We start from the raw sequence: 24268 nt of genomic DNA, 5'->3' as shown, positions 1-24268 counted from the left end.
ACAATTTTATATACTCACTATGGTCGAGCCTATAGTGATTTAACTCGTATCCGCCGTCGCTAAAGCTATGGCGGATTCATGGAATAACTCGCCTTTGGCGATTTATTCCATGAACATCCCGCCGTTCACGCTGAGAGTCTGGCCTGTGATGTATTTGGATTCATCACTTAGCAAGAATCTGACAGCTTGAGCAACGTCAGCACCTTCACCGATTTTATTCAAAGGTACTTTTTCAAGAATTTTCGCTTTCACTTCTTCCGGTAAAACATCCGTCATTTCTGTCGAGATGTAGCCAGGTGCCACGTTGTTCACGCGCACGTTTCTGGAAGCCAGTTCCAACGCTACGGATTTTGCAAACGCCACTGTACCGGCTTTTGAAGCTGCATAGTTCGCTTGTCCTGCATTTCCTGTTTGGCCGATCACTGAAGTGATATTCACAATGGAGCCTTTGCGGGCTTTCATCATGGCTTTAGTGAAGGCTTTGGTAACCAGGAAAGTTCCACGCAAGTTTGTGGAAACAACAGAATCAAAATCTTCCGCTTTCATGCGAATCAACAATTGATCTTTCGTGATGCCGGCATTGTTCACAACGCCATCCACGTCAGTCCATTTTTCAAGAATGTGCTCGACCGCTTCATTTACGGATTGTTCGTTAGCAACATCCATCTTGATATAAAAATGGCCGTCACCTTTCAGCGTGTGAGCAACTTGTTGTGCAGATTCTTCGCGGGAAGAGTAGGTGAATGCGATTTGAGCGCCTTCATCAGCAAGAAGTTTAACAATAGCGGCGCCGATACCACGGCTGCCACCGGTTACTACGATTTTCTTACCTTGAAGTGAATTTCCGCTCATTAATCATTCCTTAAGTTCATACGCCAGCGCACCAGCGTGCTAACCACGCGACTAAAAAACTAAAGCAAAAGCTCGCCGTTTTTTATGCGAGTCCACTCTGGCTGAACTCCAAATAAAGCTCAAGAAATTTCAATGACTCGTAGCTTTCAAAAAATCTTCAATAGTTTTAAGATCTTCCATGCTAGTCGTCGTCATAACTTTAAAGAATTCGCCGTCAATTTTCTTTAGTAACCCTTGGATAACTTTTCCTGCGCCACATTCAATGATCTGAGAGTGACCAGAAGCCTTTAAAGTCTCCATGGATTGAGTCCAGCGAACCGGTGCCGAAACCTGACGGATCAGATTTTCGCGCAAATTTGCACCTTCTGTTTCGAATTTTGCATTGAAGTTTTGCACAATCGGGAAGGCCGCAGTTTTAAATTCCATTGCGGTCAAAACAATGCGCATCGTGTCTTCCGCAGGCTTCATCATTTCACAGTGGAAAGGAGCACTGACAGAAAGAGGGATCAATTTCGCACGTTTTGGCGCTTCAGCCCAGATAGCTTCTGGTTTAAAATTATCTTTCAACCAGCTGATAGCTTTCATTGAACCAGAAATAACGATCTGTCCTGGGGAGTTAAAGTTCGCTGCTGACAAGGGACCAAAGCCAGAATTTTTAACTGTCCATTGGCAAAGTGTTTCAACTTGGTCAGGCTCAAGTCCAAGAACAGCGACCATGCTGCCTTGACCCACTGGAACTGCTGATTGCATCGCTTGTCCGCGAGTGCGAACCGCTTGCATCGCCTGATCAAAGCGAATCACGTCAGCCGCAACCAATGCCGCATATTCACCGATAGAGTGACCCGCCGCAGATTGAGCTTTCACGCCGAATTCAGAACGCAAAACCTTTTGTGTCGCGGTAGATACCAGCAACAAAGCTGGCTGTGTGTTTTCAGTCAATGCAAGATCAGCTTCAGAACCTTCGAAGCAAAGCTTCTTCATGTCTTGTTTTAGAGCTTCAGAACCTTCTTCGAAAGTTTGCTGAGCGATTTTGAAGTTATCGAATAAAAAACGGCCCATGCCAGGTTGTTGGCTGCCTTGTCCGGGAAATACCAGAGTGAACATAATTTTAGTACCTCAATAGAACGGATCCAGACGTCAAGCCTGCACCGAATGCAGTAAGCAAGATCGTTTGACCACGTTTGATTTTTCCATTTTGAACGGCCCAGTCAAAGGCCAAAGGGATTGAAGCGGAAGATGTGTTACCTGTTTCGTGTAGGTAAAGAATCACGCGCTCCATAGGGAACTTGAATTGATCAGCAACAGCTTCAACGATGCGTTTATTAGCTTGGTGAGGAACGATCCAGTCTACTTTATCAGGAGACATGTCGTTGGCTTCCAAAGCCTCTTTGCAGCAAAGAGCCATTGTGCGAACTGCGTTCTTAAAGATCTCGCGACCTTTCATGGAAACGTAGTGCAAATTGTTGTCTAGAACAAACTGGGATTGAGGCATCAAACTGCCGCCACCTGGAAGTGTCAGAAGTTCAGCCAAATCACCATCGGCGTGAAGGTGAGAAGATGCGATAACGTTTCTGTCGCCCTCTTCAGCGCGTTGAAGAACCCAAGCGCCAGCACCATCACCAAACAGGATGCATGTTTCACGGTCTTTGAAATTCACGAAGCGAGAAAGTACTTCCGCCCCCAGAACCAAAACGTTTTTGTACATGCCTGTGCGGATGAATTGATCCGCGATAGAAACTGAATAAAGAAAACCCGAACAAGCCGCATTCAAGTCAAAAGCCACGATATTACGGCAGCCCAGTTTACTTTGTACGTAACAAGCTGTGGAAGGCATCTGACGGTCACCAGTAACGGTGCCCACGATGATCATATCAATGTCTTGAGCTGTAAGATTTGCGTCTGCAAGAGCTTTTTGAGCGGCACGAAGGCAAAGATCAGATGTGCCTTCACCTTCGGCTGCGATATGGCGGCGTTCGATCCCAGTGCGTTCAACGATCCATTGATTGGACGTCTCCACCATCTTCTCCAAATCGAAATTTGAAAGAATCTTTTCAGGTAGATAAGAGCCTATCCCTGCTACACGAGATCGATACATTCCTGCCATGGATGTCAACCTAACCCTAAGTTATTACTTAGCTGCGCTGATTTGTTTGCCTTTGTAGTACAAAGCGCCGTCAGCACCTTTAGTTGCGCGGTGTGGACGAACTAGTTCGCCAGTTTTTTTGTTCAAAGCTACTGCTGGAGCAGACAAACCGTCATGAGAACGGCGCATATCGCGTTTAGAACGGGATGTTTTTTTCTTAGGAGTTGGCATTTCAGACCTCTTTTAAATCTAACAATATGGAATCAGAAGTACGGTAATTTATATAATCTATGATAAAAATCAAGTCTTTAATTAAGCTTTAAATTCTTTAAAGCTGCAAAAGGACTTTCGGGTTTTTCAGCCGGCATTTCCTCATTATAGATAAGACCGCGTTCTGGCTCAGGATTTGTGTATATTGAGCAGTTCGGGTTATCTTCTTTAGGGCATACTGGATTATAAGGTGTCGCCAAGGCAACTACTTCGTGCAGGTATTCACCCATATCGAAGTGTTGACCCTCATATTCGCAGAAATCAGTCTCATCGCCGGAAAGATCGCTGATGTGATTTACCTTGGAATACTTGGAATTACGCGGTTGATCCTGTTTAGGGATCAGGATTTCGCGGAATCTTTCGTTAATTGGGAACTGAATGTCCGATCCACAACGAGCGCACTGTTCAGGCAGCTTCGTGTTGATTTTACCAGTCATTTCAAAGTCTTTAGAGTTCAACGGACGGATTGTAAACTCTGATGCATAGGTGTTTTTGCCGATAAGATCAGCTAAAACGGCGTTGGCCTCGCCAGACTGGGTGTCCCACACATAGGTACGGCCTTCTTCTGGAATTTCTGCAAGATTGATTTTCATATATTTAGACTCCGACAAGCGCTCCTTTCTAGGATGTATGAAGCGCTTCGTCAAGTTTAGAATGGCCAGCATGGAGACCTTTTAGGGTCTGAACAGATCCTGAGCCGCCGGGGACGTCTTAATCTGCTTAAGCTCCTTGAGTTGTTTTACCATGGTTTCCCAGCGATCGGCCGTCATTTGCCCCAATAACTGTCCTTTGGCCTCTATTAGCGGCTTTTGGATTTCAGCGCCTTTATTGAAAGTAGCAAGATCCAGAGACTTGTTCAGCTTTGACATGTGTTGATTGGTTTTCACGGGATCCTTCAGATATCCCTGCCACCCCAGGCGGGTGGCTTCAATCATGTTTTTCACTAACTCGGGATTCTTCTTAATTGTTTCCTCGCGAGCGGCCAAAACCACAACGTAAGGGTTAAAGCCTTCATCGGAAATCAGGAAAGTTTTCACCTTCGCGCCGTTTTTTTCTGCTGCCAAGGGTTCAATAGTGATGAATCCCTGCTGAGAAAACTTTCCGTCATTCAGGAAGTTCGCAACGCCTCCCATGTAGGGAACGATGTTGGCTTTGGGTTTGCCGAACTTTTGCAGCAAATACTGGTGATAGGGCAATCCTGCTTGAATGGAAAGGGTGCCTTCGCTTTGGTAAACATCTTTTAAGGATTTAAATCCACGCTCTGCATGGGACATAATGATATATGGCGCCGTTTGATAGACAGCAAACAGAGCCACAACCTTGTTTTTAGGATTGCGATCCTGAGAAATCACAATTTCATCCGCACTGACGATAGCAAAATCGACTTTTCCATTGGCCAGCATTTGTACAGTGGGAGTACCAGAGCCGCCCTCTTGAATGTTCGCATTGATTCCGTGTTGGGTGTAAATTCCATTTAAAGAAGCTTCGTAAAAACCACCGAACTCGGGTTCCGCTTTCCAGTTCAGTGCCAGAGTGACGTTTGTGATTTTGGTGTTCTTGGATTCAGCAGCAAAAGTGCAGACTCCCCACAGGGACAAGGTCAGTAGTAGAAGTGATTTCATAGATCTCCTGTAAAATAGGGGCGACGTTTTTGAATCAGGCGATGAGTCAGCGTCAGGGCACCAATCATCAAAAGACCCATAGTGGAAAGCAATAGCAGTGCGCCAAAGACAATATCCACCCGTTGTTGCGTGCGAGCTGAATCGATCATAGCGCCCAGGCCACCACCAGCAACGAACTCTCCGGCGATAGCTCCGATGATGGATAGACCAGCGGATATTTTTAATCCGGAATAAATATAGGAATAAGCGGCGGGGAGTTTTAATTTCCATAAAATCTGCCAGGCATTGGCGCGATAAATTCTAAACAGGTCCAGTAGGTTGGATTGAACACTTTCAAGACCCATAAGAGTATTCGCGATAATTGGAAAAATTGAAACGATGAAGCTTGAAGCTATCACTGTCGGCGCGCCAAAGCCGAAATAGATCACCAATAATGGAGCCACGGCGATGATAGGGACTGTTTGAAAAAACACTGCAAATGGCAAAATAGCGCGTTTTAAAAGGCTGGATAATGAAAAGCCGATCGCCAAAGCGGTTCCAATTAAGATACTAAGAATCCAACCCAGCAAAGTGTTCTTAAATGTCTGCAAAAACGATGTAACATAATCAGCTTTTAACTCGATCAACGTTTTTACGACGGCTTCCGGTGATGGAATCAGACTTTCAGCAATTATATTTGTCTTCACCAAAACCTGCAAAAGCACGGTTATTAAAAGGAAAAAGCCAAGGGCTGGCAAAAGTCGTTTCATCGTCTTAAGCCTTCTGAAAGTTTTTTGATGATATTATTGAACTCTGGAGAAGTTCTTAAGTCGTCCTGGCGATCATTTGGCAAATCCAGTTTCTGATCCTGAACGATTTCTCCGCCGGATTTACTCATCAGGACCACTCGTTGAGATAGGAAAACGGCTTCTGACAAGGAATGGGTCACAAAAAGAACCGTAATACCTTCATTTACCCACAACTCACGCAATTGAGTCTGCATTTGATAGCGCGTGAACTCATCCAACGCGGCAAATGGCTCATCCATTAAAAGCAGTTTTGGCTTTGTCACCAAGGCGCGAGCAATTGAAACCCGCATCTTCATGCCACCGGACAATTGGTGGGGAAAAAGATCAGCGCTGTCCTGCAAATTTACTTTACCAAGCACATCCAACACGCGGGATTTGATTTCTTTTTTGGAAATTCCTTTAAGTTCTGGACCAACTTCAAAAGGAAGTGCCACGTTTTCAAAAACAGTTTTCCAAGGCAGCAGGTTTGCTTCTTGAAATACAAAACCGAAATGCTGTTCTTCTGAATTTCTAAGTTCTCCGGAATTGGGTATTTCAAGATGTGCGATCAATCTTAAAACCGTGGACTTGCCGCAACCCGAGGGCCCGACTAAAGATGTGAAAGAGCCCGCAGGAATTTGCAGTGAAAAATTCTTAAGAACCACTTTTGTTCCAAAGTTTTTCTTTAGATTTGTTATCTGAATTCCTGAAACCTCTGACATTCCTTAAACCCAGTCGTAGTTAAAGCTGATGCTGATGCGTTCTTTGTCTGAATTATTTGCGGGTACTTCGTGGCGCAGCCAGCTTTCAAACAACACAACATGACCTTCTTGCGGTTCGATGGAGTGATAGCGCTGGTTGTGTACCTTTGCATCGTGTTTGCGTGGTGGCGAAGCCATGAAGGAATCCATACGTGGATCTTCAAACTTGATCGCCGAACAGTTTTTAGGTGTTTGCAGATAATAAGTCCCGCTAATTACGGAAAGCGGGTGCAGGTGCATCGTGTGAATTACGTTTGAAGGCATAATATTAACCCAGCAAGAACTCATGCGAAGTTCTTTGGGATTAATATCCATTTCAAGGTGCTTTACGAATTTGCGCACATGCTTGTCGATCTGTTTTTCCAGATCATTAAATGTGGTGGAGAACTGGTGAAGTTGCGCCATGGATCCATAAGATGTGAAGCCACCCTTATAGTTTTTCTGGGACCACTGCTGCCCCTCTTCATCGATTTCGGCGATTTTTAAGGATTCCATTTTAAGGTCTTTATTTAGGACCTTGGTTTTCGCCGCATCCTGCAGAGGGCTGTAGTAAACGAATGTTGGAAAGAGGGTTTTAATCATCAAGTTCCTGTCCCGGATCGTGCTAGTTTGAGACGAAATTCCTGTCTAATATTGGGACTTTAGGCTGAAAACCCCTTCTGTGCAAGGGGGGATGTTCATTTCCTTTACAGCCGCTGCGCGCGGAAGGTCACATGAGTCTGCCAGATCGAAATTAAGCTGGCACGGGCTGGCACCACGGATGCAATAGAGACTGGTATAACCAAGGAGTGAATTATGAAGAAGCAAGTTTTGATCGCAATGATGACTTTGATCCCAATGACCTCTTTCGCTAAAGTTGCAGATTTCGGTTCAATGATTTCTGAAAATGCAGCTGCTCAAAAAGAACTTCACCACGCAGTACGCGATAATCTTCAAGATACACGCGAAGTGGCTAAGTCTGGCGCAAGAGAAAAGATCGTAATCGTTGAAGCAACTGGCACTTCTTATAATTCACCAACAAATAAAGAATTCATGCGCTTTGCTAAAGAAAGAACGGCTGCTGAGCCTGCTGCTAAAGACATGCAATTTGACCGTCTTGCGAACGAAATCCGCAACATGGATCAATAACTAACTAAAATTCCCTAACCCCTAAATTGTGCACTCCTTAAAGCGCTGGTTTCCCCCGACCGGCGCTTTTTTTATTCCCGGAATGGCTTTCCATTAAAGAGTTAGAATCAATTATAGGATGAGTTTTCGCAGTTCTTGTTGCGAGTATACGTAGTCCGCGTAAACCATCGTATTGGCGATATTACGATGTCCCAAAGCGACCTGAACCAGGCGCAGATCCTTGGTTTTTCGATACAGTTCAATCGCAAAAGTATGCCTTAAAGAGTGGAATTTCTTGGGTACGGGGCGATACATTTCCCAGATCTGATAAAGTCGGGGATAGGTGATTGGGAATACCTGGTGCCCGCCCTGTTGTTCGGCGAATCTATGAAGTCGTTCAAAAATGGCTGAATGAATCGGAATTTCGCGATCATTTGAGTTCTTAAGGCCCCGGATAAAGATGCTTTCATCGTAGGGGTTCAGATCTGACCTTTGAATATTAAGGATTTCCTGGGCCCGGGCGCCGGTCTTTAAACCCACCCAAAACATCAAACAATTGCGTGGATCTTTGAGTTCAAAATCCGTGAGAATTTTTCGCAAACGTTCAACCTCGGGCTCGAGGAGATACTTGTTCTTATTGAGTTGATACCTAGGTGCCGGAGCCATGATTCATCATTCAAAAGTTAAATGGGGTCTGGCAACCCATATCTTATAACGCATCGCATTCAAAGTGGTGATAGGTAAATAATTTTTGTTTACATGCGCTAGACTAGACGCGTCGAAGATATTTCCTCAAAAACCACCGCATAAAATAATCAGTAAAAACGCATACTTAGTGCTATAGCTTATGGCTATAAGCTATAGTCTGAATTGAAAAGGGGGTCTATAGGGGTACCCAGGGCGGATTCTTTTGTGGTTTCAAAGACTTAGCTTGACTCCCCAATTGGGTCTTTTAAAGTATACATGTATTTCACAACGTCTTTCAATGCGAATAACAATATAAATATTGTGAAAAACAACAGTATGGGAGGTTCTAAATGGATATGGAGACCCAGGGTCTAGGGCAGACCCCTGCTGAAAACGACGTTTCAAACGAGGGGTATATCGAGGGCTCTTTAAGCCCTTCATTTGAAATGGAGGCAGGGGAGGATGCTCCCCGCTCAAAGACCTCTTTGAGGATGCATTATGAAGCCCAGGTTTCAGTTCTTCGTCGTCAGATGGGGGATTTGGAATCGATTCGTTTGGGTCTTGGGCTTTCGCAGCGCAAAATGAGTCAATTATTAATGGTCGATCCAAGCAGCTGGACTCGATGGACAAAGCAAGGCGATGAAGCTCCCCCGCATGTTTGGCGCGCTCTTCAGTGGTATTCGATTTTGAACGAAAAAATCCCGGGTTTGACGCCGCAATATTTCATGAATCAAAGCCCGCAAGTCTTACATCAGAAGGCTTTGCAGGAATTGGAATCAGAAAAAGCCGAAAGACAGGCTGAAATGTCGGTTTTATCGCGCAAATTAGATGGTTTTTCCGTTGAAAAGCAGGCTTTGAACGCAGAAGTCGCAAAGCTTAAAAAAGACCTTAAATTTCACCGAAAAATCAGTATATTCATTCTTTCTATGTCGCTCATTTGGGCTGCCGTCTTTTTAGTTTGGAAATTTATATGATTAAACACGATTCAATCCGCCTTTTAGCCACTGAAAAAATCGCAGCAGCGATTCAAAAGATGGGTCATTCCTTATCTACAGACGAAATCTATAAAGCCCTTGTTGAGCCACCAAACTCTGAAATGGGTGATTTGGCTTATGGTTGCTTTATTTTGGCGAAATCTTTGAAAAAAGGCCCTCCGCAAATTTCTGGCGAAGTGGCAGCTAATATTGAATTGGATTCCTACCTTATTAAGGCACAGGCCGCTGGACCTTACTTGAATCTGACTTTTGCTCCCCAGGCTTTTGGTGAAAAAGTATTGAATCCTATTTTGACCGGCGAGCACTTCAAAAAAGCCCTGGTTGAAAAAGCACCGAAAACAATGATCGAGTACTCTCAGCCAAATACTCATAAAGAGCTTCACGTGGGTCACATGCGTAACTTGTGCCTTGGCGATTCTATCGTTCGTATGTTGAGATATGCCGGCCGCGAAATCGTTTCTGCGACTTTCCCAGGCGATATGGGAACTCACGTGGCGAAATGCCTTTGGTACATGAAAAAACACAATCAGGAGCCTGTTCCAGCAACTGGAAAAGGTGAATGGTTGGGTCGCATGTATTCCAAAGCCAATTTGCTTTTGGAAGATCAAAACGGTACTCCCCAGGAAGATCTGAATCGCCAGGAACTAACGGCAATTCTTAAAGAGTTGGAAGCCGAAAAAGGTCCTTATTATGACCTTTGGAAAGAAACTCGCGAGTGGTCCATCGAATTGATGAAGTCTGTCTATAAGTGGGCTGATGTTTCATTCGACGAATGGTATTTTGAATCAGAAATGGACGCTCCCTCTGCAGCCTGGGTTAAAGAACTTTATGCTGAAGGTAAACTTGAAAAATCCGAAGGTGCGATCGGTAAGAATTTAGAAGCTGAAAATCTGGGTTTCTGCATGCTTTTGAAATCTGATGGCACAGGTCTTTACGCCACTAAAGATCTTTTATTGGCGCGCCATAAATTCCAGGACGTACAAATCGAGAAGTCAGTTTACATCGTGGATATGCGCCAAGCTTTGCACTTTAAACAAGTCTTCCGTGTTTTGGAAATGCTGGGTTTTGAACAGGCTAAGAACTGCTTCCATCTTCAATATAACTATGTGGAACTTCCAGATGGTGCGATGAGCTCCCGTAAGGGCAATATCGTTCCTTTGAATGATCTGGTTCGTAACATGGAAGAACACGTTAAGACTCAGTACCTGGCTCGTTATAAAGATGAATGGTCCCAAGAGGATGTTAACTTGATCGCTGCACAAGTGGCGAAAGGTGCGATCTTCTATGGAATGCTTCGTATGGATACGAATAAGAAAATCGTATTCGATATGAACGAGTGGTTGAAACTGGACGGCGAGTCTGGTCCGTTTATTCAGTACTCCCATGCACGTATTCAAAGTTTGTTGCGTAAATTCCCGCGCACAGAAAAAACTGTGAACTGGTCGTTGCTTGCTCATCCGGCAGAACGCCAGATGATGCAGGCGGTTTCCGGTTTTAATTCTGCGGTGGCACAGGCTGCAGAAAATTATAAACCTGCGGCAATCTGCACATATTTATATGAGACGGCGAAGAAATTTAACGTCTTCTACCATGAGTGTCCGATTGGTACCGAAAAAGACGAATCCATTCGCGAAGCTCGTCTGGCTTTGAGTGCTGCTGTTGGAGCAACTTTGAAGCAAGGTATGGCGGTTTTGGGTATGCCAGCGCCCGAGAAAATGTAAGTTGCTTTCTTAGTAGAGGCTGTCTTCAATGTCTCTAAGATGCTCTTTTAGAAACATATTCGATGAGGATATTTCTTATCAGTTTTTGGTAGTCAATATCCTCGTCTTTGGCGATTTTCTTCATTTCATTGAGTAAATCGTCGCTGACTCGCAAAGTGATAGTTTTGTTTTTCTTTTGTAGTTGGAAGAGCTCATTTAAACGAACCCATTTTCCTTTTTCTTTTAAAAGGAAAGACATATCTCTCTCAAGTGGGTCAGAGTCTGACTTTTTCTTTTTAGATTTTGCCATTGAACTTCTCCCATTCTCTTTTATGAGCATAGCGGGCCGAGATTACCCTGAACTTTAAGGCTCCCTCGATAGCTCGAATTGTGAAAACCACGAATAAGATTTTGTTTCCAAACCGGTCGAACGCAAAGAAACGCGTCTCTTTCGTTGAATTTTTAATATCCGAGTAAAGCAGGGGGTTTCTTTCAAGGAAGATCTCGATTTCCTTTATCGTTAATCCATGCTTCTGAACCTTGCCAATATTTCCTTGATCCCAATCAAAGCCGTGAATCTTTGTCATTATTATCTTACCTTGTAAATACAAAAATGTAAATACATTAAAGGTAAACACTTAGGATTGATATGGAGGGCTCATATATATTACGTGCCACATGGCACCTCTTAAGCCGAGACTCAGGTGTCAGCTGTTCAAAATGTTCTGCGATTGCCTTGTTAAGCTTGTGGGATCTTGTCATAGAACCTCCGAATGCCGCTGTATTGCAGGGGATGTTCCATATCGTAAGAGTGGTAAAGTCAGGGCGACGGTAGTTGTCTAACGAGATTCGGAAATAACTAATGGTTATGTGTTGGTTTTGAAGAAGTCTATGTTTAAGCAAACGACTTCTTCTGCTGATGAGTCTTTCGCTACTTCAACGATATCTTTGATAGATGCAGTCAGCTTTTCACGGATAACGGCAAAATCCTTTTGGGAAATTGACATCGGAGCGGTGAAGAACAATTCATCATTTTCGCGATTGTCCATTTTCTGTATCGATTTCATTCTCCAATTTGTGTGATGTTTAACCACAAGGGGCGATTCGTTAGGTATGTGCAAATGTGCATCGCCCATTACGAATGTGCCTTTGCTTTCTTTGCAAAGTCCGGTTTGAAGTAAGAATGAAATAATATCTTCCGCCTTCGAGCGCGTAAGTCTGAATCTTTCAGAGATCTGATTTGAGGTCTGACCATTTTCAATGGCAGTGGAACTCCAAACTGCTGCATAAATCCAGCTTGAATAGAAAACAGCTTTCTGTTCGTTTGAAAGTTCATTGTGCTCTTCAAAGCGCTGAGAAAGTCGATTCTTCTCGACTTCAATTTCACTCTTTTTATCCTGCCAGTATTTTTTTAGTTTCAGATTTCCGGCGCGCTCCAGATTGATGATCACAAAGAAATATTCTTGCTCGATTTTCGTAAGGCCAATGTGCTCGCTAATAAGAGCGGCTTGCTCAAGACTTAGTTCTTTAGTGCCTGCTAAGACGTGGGAAAGGAACGTGGGGTGGACCTGAGTAATCTCTGCTAGCCGCGTGAGGTTCGAGATCTTTTGCGTCTTAGCGTCCTCCAGCCATCTCTTTATAAAGGCACGATAGTCATTAAATTCGAATATATTCAACGCTTTAGACATACAATGACTATCGGTCATTATTCACCTGATCTTTAGACTAAAATACTATGGCGGCGCATCAAATCCTGTCTTATTTTGGGACCACGAATTGCAACCTAACTAAACAGGAGCCACCTATGAATCCCAAGTTATCCAGAATCGCTTTTACTCTAGTGGTAATGACGAATTTGAGCGCCTTTGCTCAGCCGCTTAACATTTCAAATGCCCCGAAGGATCGTACCCTTCAAGGGTCAGTTGAGCAGATCTCAAGATCGAAAGCCATGGGTGGAGTTGCCACTGGTGGTGGCGATACCTGCGAGGCTCGTCTACAAGAAATTACTTCTGATATTAATCTTTGGATTGGGCGCGAGGGACACAGGTATCTTCAGTTCCCGACTGGGATCTCGGAAATTTCTTACAAGCAAAGAATGTCCCAGATCATTCGCCAGGTAAAGTTTCAGTGTTTGAGTGAGGGAGATTCTGGATATCCGATATATGTAGGCTCTACTTCTAAAATCTGCAGATTTATCAGTGCTGACGATAAGGTCATCTGCGATCGGAAAGAAATTGCCTCGCTAAAAGCGGACGATCAGTATGCGCTGGTTCATCATGAGCTGGCGGGACTTGCCGGATTGGAAATTCCAAACGGTGAGGTGTCTGAGTATCACCTTTCAAATCAAATTTCCGGATTTTTGGAAGTTACTTCTGTGAAGAAATTGGCAGTAAAGCCTCGTAGCCATAGCACGATCAGTGAGTTGGATTACTATAAGCTTGTGACTGAATCTTCTGAAAGCCTGGGTCGTAAAGCGCAAATCGGTCGACTTGGTCAATGCGAAGTTATCAATATCGGTCAAACTCGCAATTGCAATGGCAGTGATAGTTATGTGGTTCGCATTAGGAATCTAGGATTGTTCCATCCGGAACTAACTAACGTCGCAGAAGAGTCTGCAACTTGCCAGCAAGGCGCATATCAAAATGTAAAAGAAGCCCTGGCAGAAGGCTTTTGTTTCAACCGGAATATGGGCTATGAAGTGATGACGAGCGAGGGTTTTGGACGGTTGGCTTCAGTAAAGAAACTGGGCACTTGTGAATTGCGCAAACTTGAAGGAACTCAGGGGAGATGCAATGGGCCACATAGCTACTCCCTCTATATCAGTGATCTCGGAGTTTACTTTCCCGAGATGAAACCTGATGCATATAGCTCATCGACTTGCCAACTCGGAGCATATGAACATGTTAAAAACGCGTATCGCGAAGGGTATTGCAAATAATCTTCCCATCCGCATATTTAGCTCAGTGCATCTAGCACTGAGCATAAGTGCTAGTCTTTTTACTCAAATGGAACAATGATCCCTAGGCAATTCTAATTAAGGAGAATATTCCATGGGAACGTTTGAGGTAATCTCTAAACATGGTGACCACGAGCAAGTTGTTTTCTGTAACGATCCAGCTGTTGGTCTAAAAGCAATCATCGCAATTCATAACACATCTTTGGGGCCTGCTTTGGGCGGTACTCGTATGTGGAACTATAAAAACGAAGATGAAGCGTTGGTTGACGTTCTACGTCTTTCTAAAGGTATGACTTATAAAGCTGCGGCATCCGGTTTGAATTTGGGTGGCGGTAAAGCTGTTATCATTGGCGATGCGAAGACACAAAAATCTGAAGGCCTTTTCCGTGCTTTCGGTCAATTCGTGAACTCTTTAAATGGTAAATACATCACTGCTGAAGACGTTGGTACTTCTGTTCAGGATATGGAACACATCTACATGGAAACTCCATGGGTGACTGGTATTCCTAAAGATTTCGGTGGTTCTGGTGATCCATCTCCATACACTGCACACGGTGTTTTGATGGGCATCAAAGCTTCTGCTAAAGAAAAATTCGGCACAGATGCTTTGAAAGGCATGCGCGTAGCGGTTCAAGGTCTTGGAAACGTGGGTTCCAACCTTGTTAAGTACCTTAAAGAAGAGGGCGCAGAAATCATCGTTGCTGATATCGACATGGCTCGCACTAAAAAGATCTCTGAAACTTACGGCGCTAAAGCGGTAAGCTCTGATGAAATCCTTTTTGCTGAGTGCGATATTTTGGCTCCATGTGCATTGGGTGCGATCGTGAACGATCAATCCATCACTAAATTCAAAACTAAAGTGATCGCTGGTGGCGCGAATAACGTCCTGGCTGAAGCTCGTCACGGTGATCAATTGAAAGAATTGGGCATCCTTTACGCTCCAGATTACGTGATCAATGCCGGTGGTTTGATGAACGTTTTCGTTGAACTTGAGGGTTACTCTCCAGAGCGCGCATTTGAAAAAACGAAACGCGTTTACGATAACATCCTTAAGGTTTATGAAATCGCGAAACGTGAAAACATCGGCACGCACACTGCTGCGGACCGTATGGCTGAAGAGCGTATCAACACAATTGGTCGCTTGAAACAACGTCACCCAGGTAAATCTTCTCGTTCATTCACAACGTTGAAAGAAGTTTACAACAGATAATCCAAGCCAATTGGATGAAAACTTAAGGGCTCGTTGCCATTTGGTAACGGGCCTTTTTATTTCGTATCGACGCAGTGAACTAGAGGGCGCTCGGGGTTGACTCTATGGGGGTCCAGTTTAACAATTATTCGGTCTAAGTATTTATTAACAGCGAGGAATTATCTTGAGCACGAAGTTTTCTAAAGAAGATTTGAAGAATCCAGACCAAGTCACAAAAACCCTAAGAGAAGGTTTTGTATGGACGACCACTCACTCTAAAATCGTTATCACGGCGGTTTTTGCTTTCATCGTTATCGGTGCTGGTGTGTCTTTGATGAATTATTTTTCTTCCAAAAAAGAAACTGAAACCCAAGGTAAGTACTTCTCTTTGGAAAAAGCCTACACAGAAAAAAAGCGTGGGTTTGACGAGGCTTTGCGTGCTGAAGTGACTGCGGCGGCCGCTAAAGACAAAAAGACTGCTCCAGTGGTAGATCCAAGCAAAAAGCCAACGGGCGATGTGCAAAAAGACTATGGCACTGTGATCACGGGCTTTGAAAGCCTATTGAATGACTCCCCAAAAACAACAGCAGGTCAAATGGCTGCTTTGAATTTGAGCGATATCTATTTGTCTTACAAAATGCATGACCAAGCTTTGGCGTCTTTGAACAAGGTTGAGGCGGGTTTGAACAAGTCGGACCTGACTTCTGGTTTGGTTTGGATGCAAATGGGTAACGTCCTGGCTGACAAAGGTGACTGCAAATCTGCGATAGCGAAATGGGATGTGATCGTTTCCTCAAAATCATTCTCCTATGCACACGACGAAGCTAAATTGCGCCAAGGCCTTTGCTATGAGTCTTTGAATGATGCTGCAAAAGCAGAGCAACTTTACACTGAAGTGGCTAAAAATGCAGATTCGCAAACAGCGGATTCAGCTTCAACTCGTGAAGCAGCTAAATATCTTCGCCTTTTGAAGGCAAAAAAGAATCTTTAAGATTCAAGGATCAAGATGAAGTTTTTGTATCTGGGGGCTGTGGCTCTAATTATGATGGGTTGTACGACAGTGGATCAGTCAGTTGATAAGACTGTGGACCAGTGGCGCGCTCTTAATAACAGCAAACGAACTTTTGAAGTTAAGACAGCATGGGTTCGCCAGACTACTTATAAGGAAAATCTGGGTTTCAGAAAAATCAACCGCATGACGCCACTTTTGGTGGGCGATCTTGTGATTCAGGGAAATGGCATGGACTCCATTTCAGCTTACAGTCGCACAGACGGTCAGTTGAAGTGGAAGTTGCCAGTTAAAAATGGCGCAGAACCGAGTGCCACGATGATTCGTGATCGCCTGTTTGTGGGTGCCAGTGATGGTAACTTCTATTCCATCGAAGCATCCACCGGCCGCGTGCAGTGGACTTTCCCAACAAAGTCCGAAAATCTGTCTGAACCATTACTTGATGATGGTGTGGTGTATTTCCTAGCGGGAAATAACGTTCTTTATGCTTTAGATGCAGCAACAGGTCGTCAGGTCTGGTTGTACTCACGTCAAGACACTTCTGTGTTCTCGATTCGTGGGGGGAGCAAACCAGCAGTTCGCAACGGAGTCTTGTATATTGGTTTCTCTGACGGTTCCTTGGTGGCGTTTAATGCTAAAACCGGAGCTGTTGCATGGGAACTTCAGTTGAATCGCAACAAACGTTTCCGCGATATCGATGCCAGTCCGATCCTGGACGGCGATCAAATCTATATCGCTGGTTACGATGACAAGCTTTACGCCGTGTCTGCAGCCAAAGGCGAAGTCCTGTGGCGCGTAGATCAGGGTGGTTATAGCTCGGTGACTGTGGCAGCTGATAAAATTTATTACCCAACGACTTCCGGTGAGGTCCTGGCTTTGAATAAAACCAATGGTCAAACCGTTTGGAGTTTCAAGGTTAAGGATGGGATTGCCACTCAGGTGAAGCTATTTAAAGGTATTTTGACCTTCGGTGAATCCCAAGGGCATTTGCAATTCCTAGATGCAGGAACCGGTCAACCTTTGGGTTCGATGGAGCCCGGGCGAGGAATCCTGTCCTCTCCACAAGTGGATGAAACGGCCAACCGTGTGTATTTCATCTCTGGGGAAGCCAATTTATACGCCGTTGATGCACAATGGGTTCGAAGTAACTACTAACTGATTAAAGTCGGGGAGAACGAGCGATGAAAAAATTAATTACGGCACTTATTCCAGTACTTATTTTGGCAGCTTGTTCTCACGGTGATTGCCGTGGGGAGAAGAAAAAAGCCTCTACGACAGAACCAGGAGCTGCTGTGACAACCAGTAATACAACGGATCGTGTGAAGGTATTCAAACCAGATGGTTCTTTGCAATGCGGTCAGGGTAAAAAAATCGCGATCGCTGAAATGCAAAAAGACCTGGGAACTATCCAGGTCTACGCTACAAAAAATCAAAATGATGGGATGATGCGAATTCAAGTTTGCGGCAGTCCTACCGGCAACTGCAATGTCTACGAAATCGATCGTAAGGACCTTGCAGCTGCTCAGAAAGCAGGATTTAAGGAGTGGCTTGCTGAATAGTCAGGCGCTCCTTGATTTTCGCGACCGGCAATGGACCTTCTCCAGGTACGTAACGACCTTCGATTACTAATACTTCAAATGGCTTATCAGTATTTCTTAAAAGGGTTTCAGTAACGTTACCCTTTGCATCCAATCTTTGTACTAGCATGACAGCGTCTGGATCTGTACCACCGATACCCATAACTTCAGCCTGACGGCCGTAAGTGTATGAGAAGTTCGGATCAAAGGCCTTCAAGCGACCCAAATCCACATCTTTAAGGGCACGGTAAGAGGCCACGTTAACACGGGATTTCAATTGCGCCTGAAGGGCTGGATCTTGGTGGTCACCGTATTTACCAACAACCATGGCACCCATGGCGAAGGCTTTACCTACGACTTCACGTTTTGAAGTCGAGTAACCGTAAGAGTTTCCATACTTAGGACCGCTGCGGTGATGGTCAATCGCCATATCCACCATGTCGCCATTAATGGCTTCTTTATTATACAAAACAAAGTCACTCTTAATCGCTTCCACCAGTGGTTTACCAGCGTGAATCGCCCTTAGAACGCTGTTTGATACCAAGTGAGAAGTCGGTGTCTTAAAGAAATCCAATAGTTCCTGGCGAGACGGCTCGCGATGTCTGTTCGAAAGACCACGCCATACCAAAAGGTCTTTGTCGTACCAGCGATCAATTTTAGCGTCCCATTGGAACTTGGAAGCGGATTTGTTTTTACCAAACATCTCGATAAAGTCAGGATCTACCAGACGAAGGGCGATTTCGCGTTCACCATCTTTATCATGGATGTAGCGGATAGTTTTTGATTTGTAGTATTCCACAAACATGTCAGCAATACGGGACATCTTACGCAGACGATCATTCTGGATGTCTTGCTTTAATTCCGGGTGTGCTTGATACAAAGTTTTCAAGAAGGCATTGAACTGTTCTGCATCAACTTTCGCTTGTGCGTAGTTTTTTACCTCTGTGGTTTTGCCCTGTTTTTTCAAAGAGATGTTAACCATCTCTGGCAGGCCCGGATACAGCAACTCTGGCGAGTGCTCTATCGTCAAACCATTTTCAAGGCGGTACAAAATATCTGTTTGAAGTTTGGCGTTGTTAACAACACCTTTATGAACGTATTCACGCCATTCTTTTTGTGAAACCTGAACGTCAAGGAATGGATCCACCAGACGTACTGGTGGTAAACCTTCTTTAGTCAGAAGGTAATTCATGAACAAACGAGTTGTGCGGCCGTTGCCATTTAGTACGGGATGGATCGCAACCAAGTCACGTTGGAAGTCTGCTACGATATCAATGTATTGTTGTTCGTTAACGCCAATTTTGATTTCACCCAAAGCTGTGCGTTCTGAATTGAATTTCGCAAAACGATTTTCAACCAAAGCTTTAGTGAAGGCTTGCTCTAGTTCCGGCGTGGCTTGACCGGCGTATGATGTACCTTTTTCTTTACGATACTCCAGTAACTTTGAATACAGCTCCGGGTGTGAATCCTTGATTAAATCCACTGTTTCTTGTCTTGGAGTCGTCACAAATGGGTAGTGAATACGGCCGCTGATCAGGGTGACCATTCCACCACCGATAGTCATATCCTTTTGAGAACCCCAGATTTTGATTTTCTCCCAAAGTCCTGCATTTAAGTCTATGGTTACCCGTGGCGATGTGCTTTCTTGCCAAGCAAGATAGGGATTGGATTCGACAATTTTAACTTCTTTAGGAATCATCATGAAGTCACCGGCAACATTACCCATCCAGTGACCATTACGCCAAACACCCAATTGAGCTGGAGCAATTCCCTCAACACCATTTTCCATAATGCGTTTATGAATTTCAGGCAAAAGGTCTGCAGTGATCGCTGGCTTTTCTTTTCTTAGATAGTTATCACGGGCGTTTAAGAAGCCTTTGTATGGAGCGGCTTCAGTGGATTCACCCCAACGATCGTACATTTTGGAAAAATCCAAAACATCGTGTTTGCCATCAAGGAAATTTGGAAGAATTTGCTTTGCAGTGTGTGTGTAATCGAAGAACTCAACTGCTGCCAGAAGGTGTTCGATTTGAGCTCTGCGCTCGACAGGAATCTTTTTAAGTGTGGCCCAAAGCTTGGCTTTGGTTCCGGCAAATTCAAGAAGTTCGTGAGGAGTTTCAACCTGTTTTGAATCAGAGCGCAGACCGAATTCGGTGCCGCGAGCTTTGATCAGGTGATCTGTAAATACCTGCTCACACATTAAAGCCGCTTGCGCAGGGCTCATAAAGCTGATCGCTAGCACCAGTGACAGGATAAAATTAAACAGTCTATGCATAGGCATAAAATAGACTCCTCTTGTTCTCTGATGGAATCTAAAAGCAAGCCCTGTGCTCAGTAATAAGCTCTATAAAGGAACTGAACGGGGAGAGTGAACCAACTCCCCGTCTCATTTTGAGAAAGAAGCAATTTACGTCGTCAGGTGTGCACGGCTTATACAAGCCTTGAAAAAGCCAAAATCACAGCATCCAATTCAGCCTGGGTGTTTTGAATATGGGGAGTCAGTCTTAGAATAGAAGCTCCGGGGATCCTTGGAAGACCGACCTGTATGCGGGGATCAGAACCCTTGATAAATAGACCTTCAAATTCAAACTTAGGAAGCTGTTTTAGATCATAACCAAGAAGCCTGGCCGGAACTTTTGCATTTACGGACTTTAAAGGCGTCAGGCCTTTTGCCTGCAGACCATCTTCAAGATACTTCATGCGCAAAGCGATCTCTTTAAAGATAAATTCTTTGCCGTACTGATCCCAAAAATCGAAACACTTTTCCAGACCGAAAAAAGCATTAAAAGAAAAGGTGTGCGACCATAACATACGCTGCGCAAATGGATGATTGGCAAAAGAATGCATTGTCGGAGGAGCATTTGAATCCGTCGTCCAGGATCCATACACAGGAAAGGTTTTTTCCTGATGAATGGGATTCACCCAGGCAAAGGCAGTTCCTTTAGGACCCATCATCCATTTATGTAAGTTGCCGCCATAAAAGTCGACGTCATTAAGGTCCGATTTGAAATCCAGGTTCAGCATACCTGGAGCGTGAGCTCCATCAATAATCAAAAGGACACCTTTTTTACGGCAAATAGATGCTAACTTCTTTAAAGGCATCTCGATTCCATTACCAATAAAGATATGACTGATGACCAGGGCCTTGGTTTTATCAGTGAATTCTTTAGCCAGGATCTCAACGGCCTGATCTGCAGTAATATCCTTATACAAATCTTCGGGCTGAATAAAACGCAAAGAAAGCCGGTCTTTTTGCGCTTTCATTTTAAGAATTTTTACTACGGCACCGTATTCAAAGTGTGTTGTCAGGATTTCAGAATCATCGGGGAGACTAAGTCCCATGATAATTTCATTCATCGCAAGCGTCACATTGGGACGTAAAAACAGATCTGATGCTTTGGCATTAATGAATAAGCCCAAACGCTCCTGGATGACCCATAAACGCTGCCAGGCTTCGCCGTAACCCATAGACGTATTCATTTCGAATCGCTCAAGCTCAGTCTTTTGCTGATCAATAACGCTTGAAGGAGAAAGTCCAAGGGTTCCGTTGTTTAAATTAATAAAACGGCTGTCTTTGTATTTCTCAAACTCACCTGTAAAACTATGAAACATAATTACTTATTTAAACCTTTGCAGGTTTTCAAAGAAAGATCTTCCTGAGTCTCAAGGTTTAGCTGGTTTTCTTGAATCAGTTTACGAATATCCATCCACAGCAAATTATAGTGCCATTCACGAGGTGCTTTGTCGGATATACCATGGTCTGGGATCAGCTTAAGATCCTTGGTTGCGATTAGAGTTTTTAGAACCTCTGGATTCTGGCGGATTTTTTCAATTAAAACATCCCAGATCAATTGATAATGTTCCTGAGGTTCTTTGGTCGCAAATGGAATTACTTTACCTTCAAAGGTCACCCAGTTCGCATCATTTTTATCCATCAGGAAGTTTGCATAATTTCCTGCAGATTTAGCGGCGTAACCATTGAGTTGAGACACTTGTCGGCGCGTATATTTCCAGTTTTTTGCCCAAGTCCAGCGCGGATCGTTTTCAGTTTCTGGATATTTCATCATCTGCCAGAAAGCTTCCACAGTGGGATAACAAACCCCATGGAATACAAACGAGCTTTCAGAAAAATTCGATAAAATACCCAGTTCATTTCGTTTGCTTAAAACGACCTCCATAAACCCAGCATCTTGAGGCAATATTTCCCAGTTTTTTGCCTGTTCGCGCGGAACTGGTTTCCACCAATGAGCCGGATAGGCAACCTGCCATGAGTTGTCCGTATTGCTGTTGGGGTTTAAATCTTTTCCAGCCTGATTGCTGTTTGAATCTGTGCATGAAATCAGGAGCGCCGTGAAAGTAAATACGATGAAAAGAAACTTCGTTTTAGTCATAAATCCCCCTTACGCAAAAACGTGCGCAAAGATTAGCCAATCTTCGCACCGAATACAATTCTGACTGAGTGCGCAATTGGACGAAATAAATTCCGAATAGGGTGCGTTGTGGTCAAAAATAGATCAAGGGGAGTATATGGAAATTGAATTTTTAGGGGCTGCGGGAACTGTGACTGGCTCAAAGTTTTTGGTACATAATCACGGCACCCAGATTCTGGTCGATTGCGGTATGTTTCAAGGCTTTAAAGAGCTTCGCGAATTGAATTGGAAGGACTTCCCATTTGATACAAAAGATATTAACGCTGTCGTATTGACCCACGCTCATCTGGATCATTGTGGGGCTTTGCCTTTATTGGTTAAAAGAGGATTTAAAGGTCCGATTTATTGTACAGAGCCGACATTAGAACTAACAGAAATTATTCTTTTAGACTCCGCTAAAATTCAAGAGGAAGACGCTGATTACGCCAATCGAAAAGGCTTCTCAAAGCATACTCCCGCGCTGCCATTATATACTACCGAAGATGTTGAACGAACTTTGCCACTATTGAAGCCTGTAAAACTGCACGCGCCATTTCAAATCGGATCATTAACAATTAACTATTTCAGCTCAGGGCACATTCTGGGGGCGGCCTCTGTTTCTGTATCAAATGAGTCTAAAAAAATCCATTTTTCAGGAGATTTAGGCAGGTATTCTGATCCCTTAATGCCTGAACCTGAAGCTCCACCTGAAGCAAATTTTGTGGTTATGGAATCAACTTACGGAGATCGCGATCATTCAGCTGTCCTATCAAAAGACGTTCTAAAAAAATGTATCTTAGAGATAACAAAATCAAGGGGAGTCCTTTTGATTCCAAGTTTTGCAGTAGGGCGGGCGCAAAACCTGTTGTTTGAAATCACAGAATTAAAAAAGAGCGGTGAAATACCCGTCCAAATCCCCGTTTATTTTAACTCGCCAATGGGCCTGGAGGTCTCAAAGCTGTATGAAAAGTATCATGATTTTCATCGCCTTGGATCAGGTCAATTCGCTGAGATAATGGCTGAAATTCATTGTGTAAAAACCGCTGAAGATTCCAAAGCTTTAAATGATGATAAATCCGGGCCTAAAATAATCATTGCAGCCAGCGGCATGATGACCGGCGGCCGAGTTTTACATCATGTGAAAGCTTTTGGTTCAGATCCACGCAACATGATTTTATTGGCTGGATTTCAAACACCTGGAACCCGCGGACATAGTTTATTAAATGGCGCAAAAGAGATTAAAATCCACGGTCTTTATGTGGATATTAACTGCAAGGTTGTTTCATCAGATTCATTTTCAGCCCACGCAGATCGAACCGAGCTTATAAGATGGCTTAAATCAGGTCCTAATAAGCCTGAAAGAGTCTTTTTGGTGCATGGGGAAAGCCTTGCGGCTGATGAGCTTAGAAAGCGAATAAATCGGGATTTGAGTCTGGATACTGTTGTACCTAGAATGGGGCAAGCCATTGCGGTAAACTAGGTAATTTAAATCATTAAAAGAAAGCCTTAGAACGTAAAAAATAGCTTCTAATGTGGTTTAATCAGATCTAATGCATATATGATGTTACATAATATAACTTATCAGAAGTATTTATAGGCATCTTCCTGCGTTAATTTATAGTCCTAATCCACGATCTTTTGCTTCGTTCTATTCAATGAAATAGGTTTATTCCCCATGAAGATCATTAATTGGGTTCTGGAAAACTTTGGTTCTATTATCTTGTTTCAATTCACCCATCATTTTTATGGGTTAAAACCTGCAATTGCCGCAGCATTGGTTTTTTCTGTGGTTCAAATCGTTGTTTTGAAACTTAAAAAACGCCCTTTTAATCCGTTTATGATTTTTTCCTTCGTTTTGATATGTGGATTTGGGCTTGTAGATCTGCTATCCGCAAATGCTGAGTTTTTTAAATACGAATCTGGAATATTAAGTCTCTTTATCGGTGCCTATTTTGGGATTTCATTGTTTAGGCCTAAGTCTTTGGTGGAAGAGGTCGCTGAGCAACAAGGCCGGGTCTCGACTGAATCGTCTCCAGATAAAACATTCTTCTTTCGATTGATAACTTTGTTTTGGCTGCTCTATTTTGTTGCTAAAGCTTTGATCTATTTTTGGATTGCATCGACTTCATCGATTACAGAATCGCTTATCTTTAGAACGCTATTTGGAACTGGCAGCTTTTATATTTTACTGGCAATCACCATTGGATTCAGTCAGCAGATTTGGAATTTACTGTTAAAGCTGAAATGGATGCCTTCAACAAGAGGGGAGTAGTTTCCCCTATCC

The 24268-nt window shown here is 43.7% G+C and carries 26 protein-coding genes; 10 read left to right on the top strand and 16 right to left on the bottom strand.

The window, feature by feature from the left end; genetic code table 11:
* Nucleotides 1-102: 102 nt before the first annotated feature.
* The 9 genes from fabG to ACLVWU_RS09465 form a co-directional block, all read right to left on the bottom strand.
* Nucleotides 103-852 (bottom strand): 3-oxoacyl-[acyl-carrier-protein] reductase, encoded by a 750-nt coding sequence (gene fabG / locus ACLVWU_RS09505; RefSeq protein ID WP_413574454.1) that lies wholly within the window; start codon nucleotides 850-852, stop codon nucleotides 103-105.
* 129 nt (nucleotides 853-981) lie between these two features.
* On the bottom strand, nucleotides 982-1956 hold the full coding sequence (gene fabD, locus ACLVWU_RS09500) for an ACP S-malonyltransferase (RefSeq protein ID WP_413574453.1): 975 nt from the start codon (nucleotides 1954-1956) through the stop codon (nucleotides 982-984).
* A gap of 4 nt (nucleotides 1957-1960) precedes the next feature.
* Complete coding sequence (locus ACLVWU_RS09495) at nucleotides 1961-2956, bottom strand: beta-ketoacyl-ACP synthase III (RefSeq protein WP_413574452.1); 996 nt, start codon at nucleotides 2954-2956, stop codon at nucleotides 1961-1963.
* Nucleotides 2957-2980: 24 nt separating this feature from the next.
* Nucleotides 2981-3166, bottom strand: coding sequence for a 50S ribosomal protein L32 (rpmF, locus tag ACLVWU_RS09490; RefSeq protein ID WP_088614632.1), 186 nt, complete (start codon nucleotides 3164-3166; stop codon nucleotides 2981-2983).
* A 77-nt stretch (nucleotides 3167-3243) separates the two neighbouring features.
* A complete protein-coding gene (locus ACLVWU_RS09485) occupies nucleotides 3244-3798 on the bottom strand; it encodes a YceD family protein (protein WP_413574451.1) in 555 nt (184 codons plus the stop codon).
* Between the two features lie 81 nt (nucleotides 3799-3879).
* Nucleotides 3880-4827 carry an ABC transporter substrate-binding protein gene (locus ACLVWU_RS09480; RefSeq protein ID WP_413574450.1) on the bottom strand — a complete coding sequence of 316 codons (948 nt, stop codon included), beginning with the start codon at nucleotides 4825-4827 and terminating at the stop codon, nucleotides 3880-3882.
* Complete coding sequence (locus ACLVWU_RS09475; RefSeq protein ID WP_413574449.1) at nucleotides 4824-5576, bottom strand: ABC transporter permease; 753 nt, start codon at nucleotides 5574-5576, stop codon at nucleotides 4824-4826. Before ACLVWU_RS09475 ends, ACLVWU_RS09480 begins: the two co-directional genes overlap by 4 nt.
* The gene (locus ACLVWU_RS09470; protein ID WP_413574448.1) at nucleotides 5573-6316 is read right to left on the bottom strand and encodes an ABC transporter ATP-binding protein; all 744 of its coding nucleotides are present in this window, start codon (nucleotides 6314-6316) and stop codon (nucleotides 5573-5575) included. Before ACLVWU_RS09470 ends, ACLVWU_RS09475 begins: the two co-directional genes overlap by 4 nt.
* A gap of 3 nt (nucleotides 6317-6319) precedes the next feature.
* Nucleotides 6320-6937, bottom strand: coding sequence for a 2OG-Fe(II) oxygenase family protein (locus ACLVWU_RS09465; RefSeq protein ID WP_413574447.1), 618 nt, complete (start codon nucleotides 6935-6937; stop codon nucleotides 6320-6322).
* 213 nt (nucleotides 6938-7150) lie between these two features.
* On the opposite strand from ACLVWU_RS09465, the gene ACLVWU_RS09460 reads away from it, so the two are divergent.
* Nucleotides 7151-7483, top strand: coding sequence for a hypothetical protein (locus ACLVWU_RS09460; RefSeq protein WP_413578757.1), 333 nt, complete (start codon nucleotides 7151-7153; stop codon nucleotides 7481-7483).
* Between the two features lie 111 nt (nucleotides 7484-7594).
* On the opposite strand, the gene ACLVWU_RS09455 is transcribed toward ACLVWU_RS09460, so the two are convergent.
* The gene (locus ACLVWU_RS09455; protein ID WP_142700225.1) at nucleotides 7595-8128 is read right to left on the bottom strand and encodes a tyrosine-type recombinase/integrase; all 534 of its coding nucleotides are present in this window, start codon (nucleotides 8126-8128) and stop codon (nucleotides 7595-7597) included.
* A 371-nt stretch (nucleotides 8129-8499) separates the two neighbouring features.
* On the opposite strand from ACLVWU_RS09455, the gene ACLVWU_RS09450 reads away from it, so the two are divergent.
* Both ACLVWU_RS09450 and argS read left to right on the top strand, forming a co-directional pair.
* On the top strand, nucleotides 8500-9123 hold the full coding sequence (locus ACLVWU_RS09450; RefSeq protein WP_413578756.1) for a hypothetical protein: 624 nt from the start codon (nucleotides 8500-8502) through the stop codon (nucleotides 9121-9123).
* Entirely contained in the window at nucleotides 9120-10865 is a 1746-nt protein-coding gene (argS, locus tag ACLVWU_RS09445) for an arginine--tRNA ligase (RefSeq protein ID WP_413578755.1), read from the top strand. The genes ACLVWU_RS09450 and argS overlap by 4 nt, the downstream gene beginning before the upstream one ends.
* 34 nt (nucleotides 10866-10899) lie before the next feature.
* Here the strand turns inward: argS and ACLVWU_RS09440 are convergent, their stop codons facing one another.
* The 3 genes from ACLVWU_RS09440 to ACLVWU_RS09430 form a co-directional block, all read right to left on the bottom strand.
* Nucleotides 10900-11154: a CopG family antitoxin gene (locus ACLVWU_RS09440; RefSeq protein WP_413578753.1), complete on the bottom strand. Its 255-nt coding sequence runs from the start codon at nucleotides 11152-11154 to the stop codon at nucleotides 10900-10902.
* Nucleotides 11141-11431 carry a BrnT family toxin gene (locus ACLVWU_RS09435; protein WP_413578752.1) on the bottom strand — a complete coding sequence of 97 codons (291 nt, stop codon included), beginning with the start codon at nucleotides 11429-11431 and terminating at the stop codon, nucleotides 11141-11143. The genes ACLVWU_RS09440 and ACLVWU_RS09435 overlap by 14 nt, the downstream gene beginning before the upstream one ends.
* Nucleotides 11432-11710: 279 nt before the next feature.
* On the bottom strand, nucleotides 11711-12532 hold the full coding sequence (locus tag ACLVWU_RS09430; RefSeq protein WP_413578751.1) for a TIGR02147 family protein: 822 nt from the start codon (nucleotides 12530-12532) through the stop codon (nucleotides 11711-11713).
* Between the two features lie 116 nt (nucleotides 12533-12648).
* Between ACLVWU_RS09430 and ACLVWU_RS09425 the strand changes: the two genes are divergently transcribed.
* From ACLVWU_RS09425 to ACLVWU_RS09405, 5 genes are all read left to right on the top strand, one after another.
* Nucleotides 12649-13782 carry a hypothetical protein gene (locus ACLVWU_RS09425; protein ID WP_413578750.1) on the top strand — a complete coding sequence of 378 codons (1134 nt, stop codon included), beginning with the start codon at nucleotides 12649-12651 and terminating at the stop codon, nucleotides 13780-13782.
* Between the two features lie 112 nt (nucleotides 13783-13894).
* Nucleotides 13895-15010: a Glu/Leu/Phe/Val family dehydrogenase gene (locus ACLVWU_RS09420; RefSeq protein ID WP_413578749.1), complete on the top strand. Its 1116-nt coding sequence runs from the start codon at nucleotides 13895-13897 to the stop codon at nucleotides 15008-15010.
* 163 nt (nucleotides 15011-15173) lie between these two features.
* On the top strand, nucleotides 15174-15980 hold the full coding sequence (locus ACLVWU_RS09415) for a tetratricopeptide repeat protein (protein ID WP_413578748.1): 807 nt from the start codon (nucleotides 15174-15176) through the stop codon (nucleotides 15978-15980).
* A 15-nt stretch (nucleotides 15981-15995) separates the two neighbouring features.
* Entirely contained in the window at nucleotides 15996-17153 is a 1158-nt protein-coding gene (locus tag ACLVWU_RS09410; RefSeq protein ID WP_413578747.1) for a PQQ-binding-like beta-propeller repeat protein, read from the top strand.
* 26 nt (nucleotides 17154-17179) lie between these two features.
* Nucleotides 17180-17557 carry a hypothetical protein gene (locus ACLVWU_RS09405; RefSeq protein WP_413578745.1) on the top strand — a complete coding sequence of 126 codons (378 nt, stop codon included), beginning with the start codon at nucleotides 17180-17182 and terminating at the stop codon, nucleotides 17555-17557.
* Here the strand turns inward: ACLVWU_RS09405 and ACLVWU_RS09400 are convergent.
* The 3 genes from ACLVWU_RS09400 to ACLVWU_RS09390 all read right to left on the bottom strand — a co-directional run bounded on the left by ACLVWU_RS09400 (nucleotide 17535) and on the right by ACLVWU_RS09390 (nucleotide 21966).
* Nucleotides 17535-19856, bottom strand: coding sequence for a Fic family protein (locus ACLVWU_RS09400; RefSeq protein ID WP_413578744.1), 2322 nt, complete (start codon nucleotides 19854-19856; stop codon nucleotides 17535-17537). The two genes, ACLVWU_RS09405 and ACLVWU_RS09400, sit on opposite strands and share 23 nt — an antisense overlap.
* 149 nt (nucleotides 19857-20005) lie before the next feature.
* Nucleotides 20006-21187, bottom strand: coding sequence for an aminotransferase class V-fold PLP-dependent enzyme (locus ACLVWU_RS09395; RefSeq protein ID WP_413578742.1), 1182 nt, complete (start codon nucleotides 21185-21187; stop codon nucleotides 20006-20008).
* Between the two features lie 2 nt (nucleotides 21188-21189).
* Nucleotides 21190-21966, bottom strand: coding sequence for an NADAR family protein (locus tag ACLVWU_RS09390; protein WP_413578741.1), 777 nt, complete (start codon nucleotides 21964-21966; stop codon nucleotides 21190-21192).
* A 136-nt stretch (nucleotides 21967-22102) separates the two neighbouring features.
* On the opposite strand from ACLVWU_RS09390, the gene ACLVWU_RS09385 reads away from it, so the two are divergent.
* Both ACLVWU_RS09385 and ACLVWU_RS09380 read left to right on the top strand, forming a co-directional pair.
* Complete coding sequence (locus tag ACLVWU_RS09385; protein WP_413578740.1) at nucleotides 22103-23464, top strand: MBL fold metallo-hydrolase; 1362 nt, start codon at nucleotides 22103-22105, stop codon at nucleotides 23462-23464.
* Between the two features lie 195 nt (nucleotides 23465-23659).
* On the top strand, nucleotides 23660-24256 hold the full coding sequence (locus ACLVWU_RS09380) for a septation protein IspZ (RefSeq protein ID WP_413578738.1): 597 nt from the start codon (nucleotides 23660-23662) through the stop codon (nucleotides 24254-24256).
* The last annotated feature ends 12 nt before the right edge of the window (nucleotides 24257-24268 follow it).

It is taken from the genome of Bdellovibrio sp. HCB290 (assembly GCF_047305925.1).
Taxonomy (GTDB): Bacteria; Bdellovibrionota; Bdellovibrionia; order Bdellovibrionales; family Bdellovibrionaceae; genus Bdellovibrio.
Note: the sequence above shows the minus strand (reverse complement) of the source record. Positions and strands in the feature narration are given on the sequence as shown.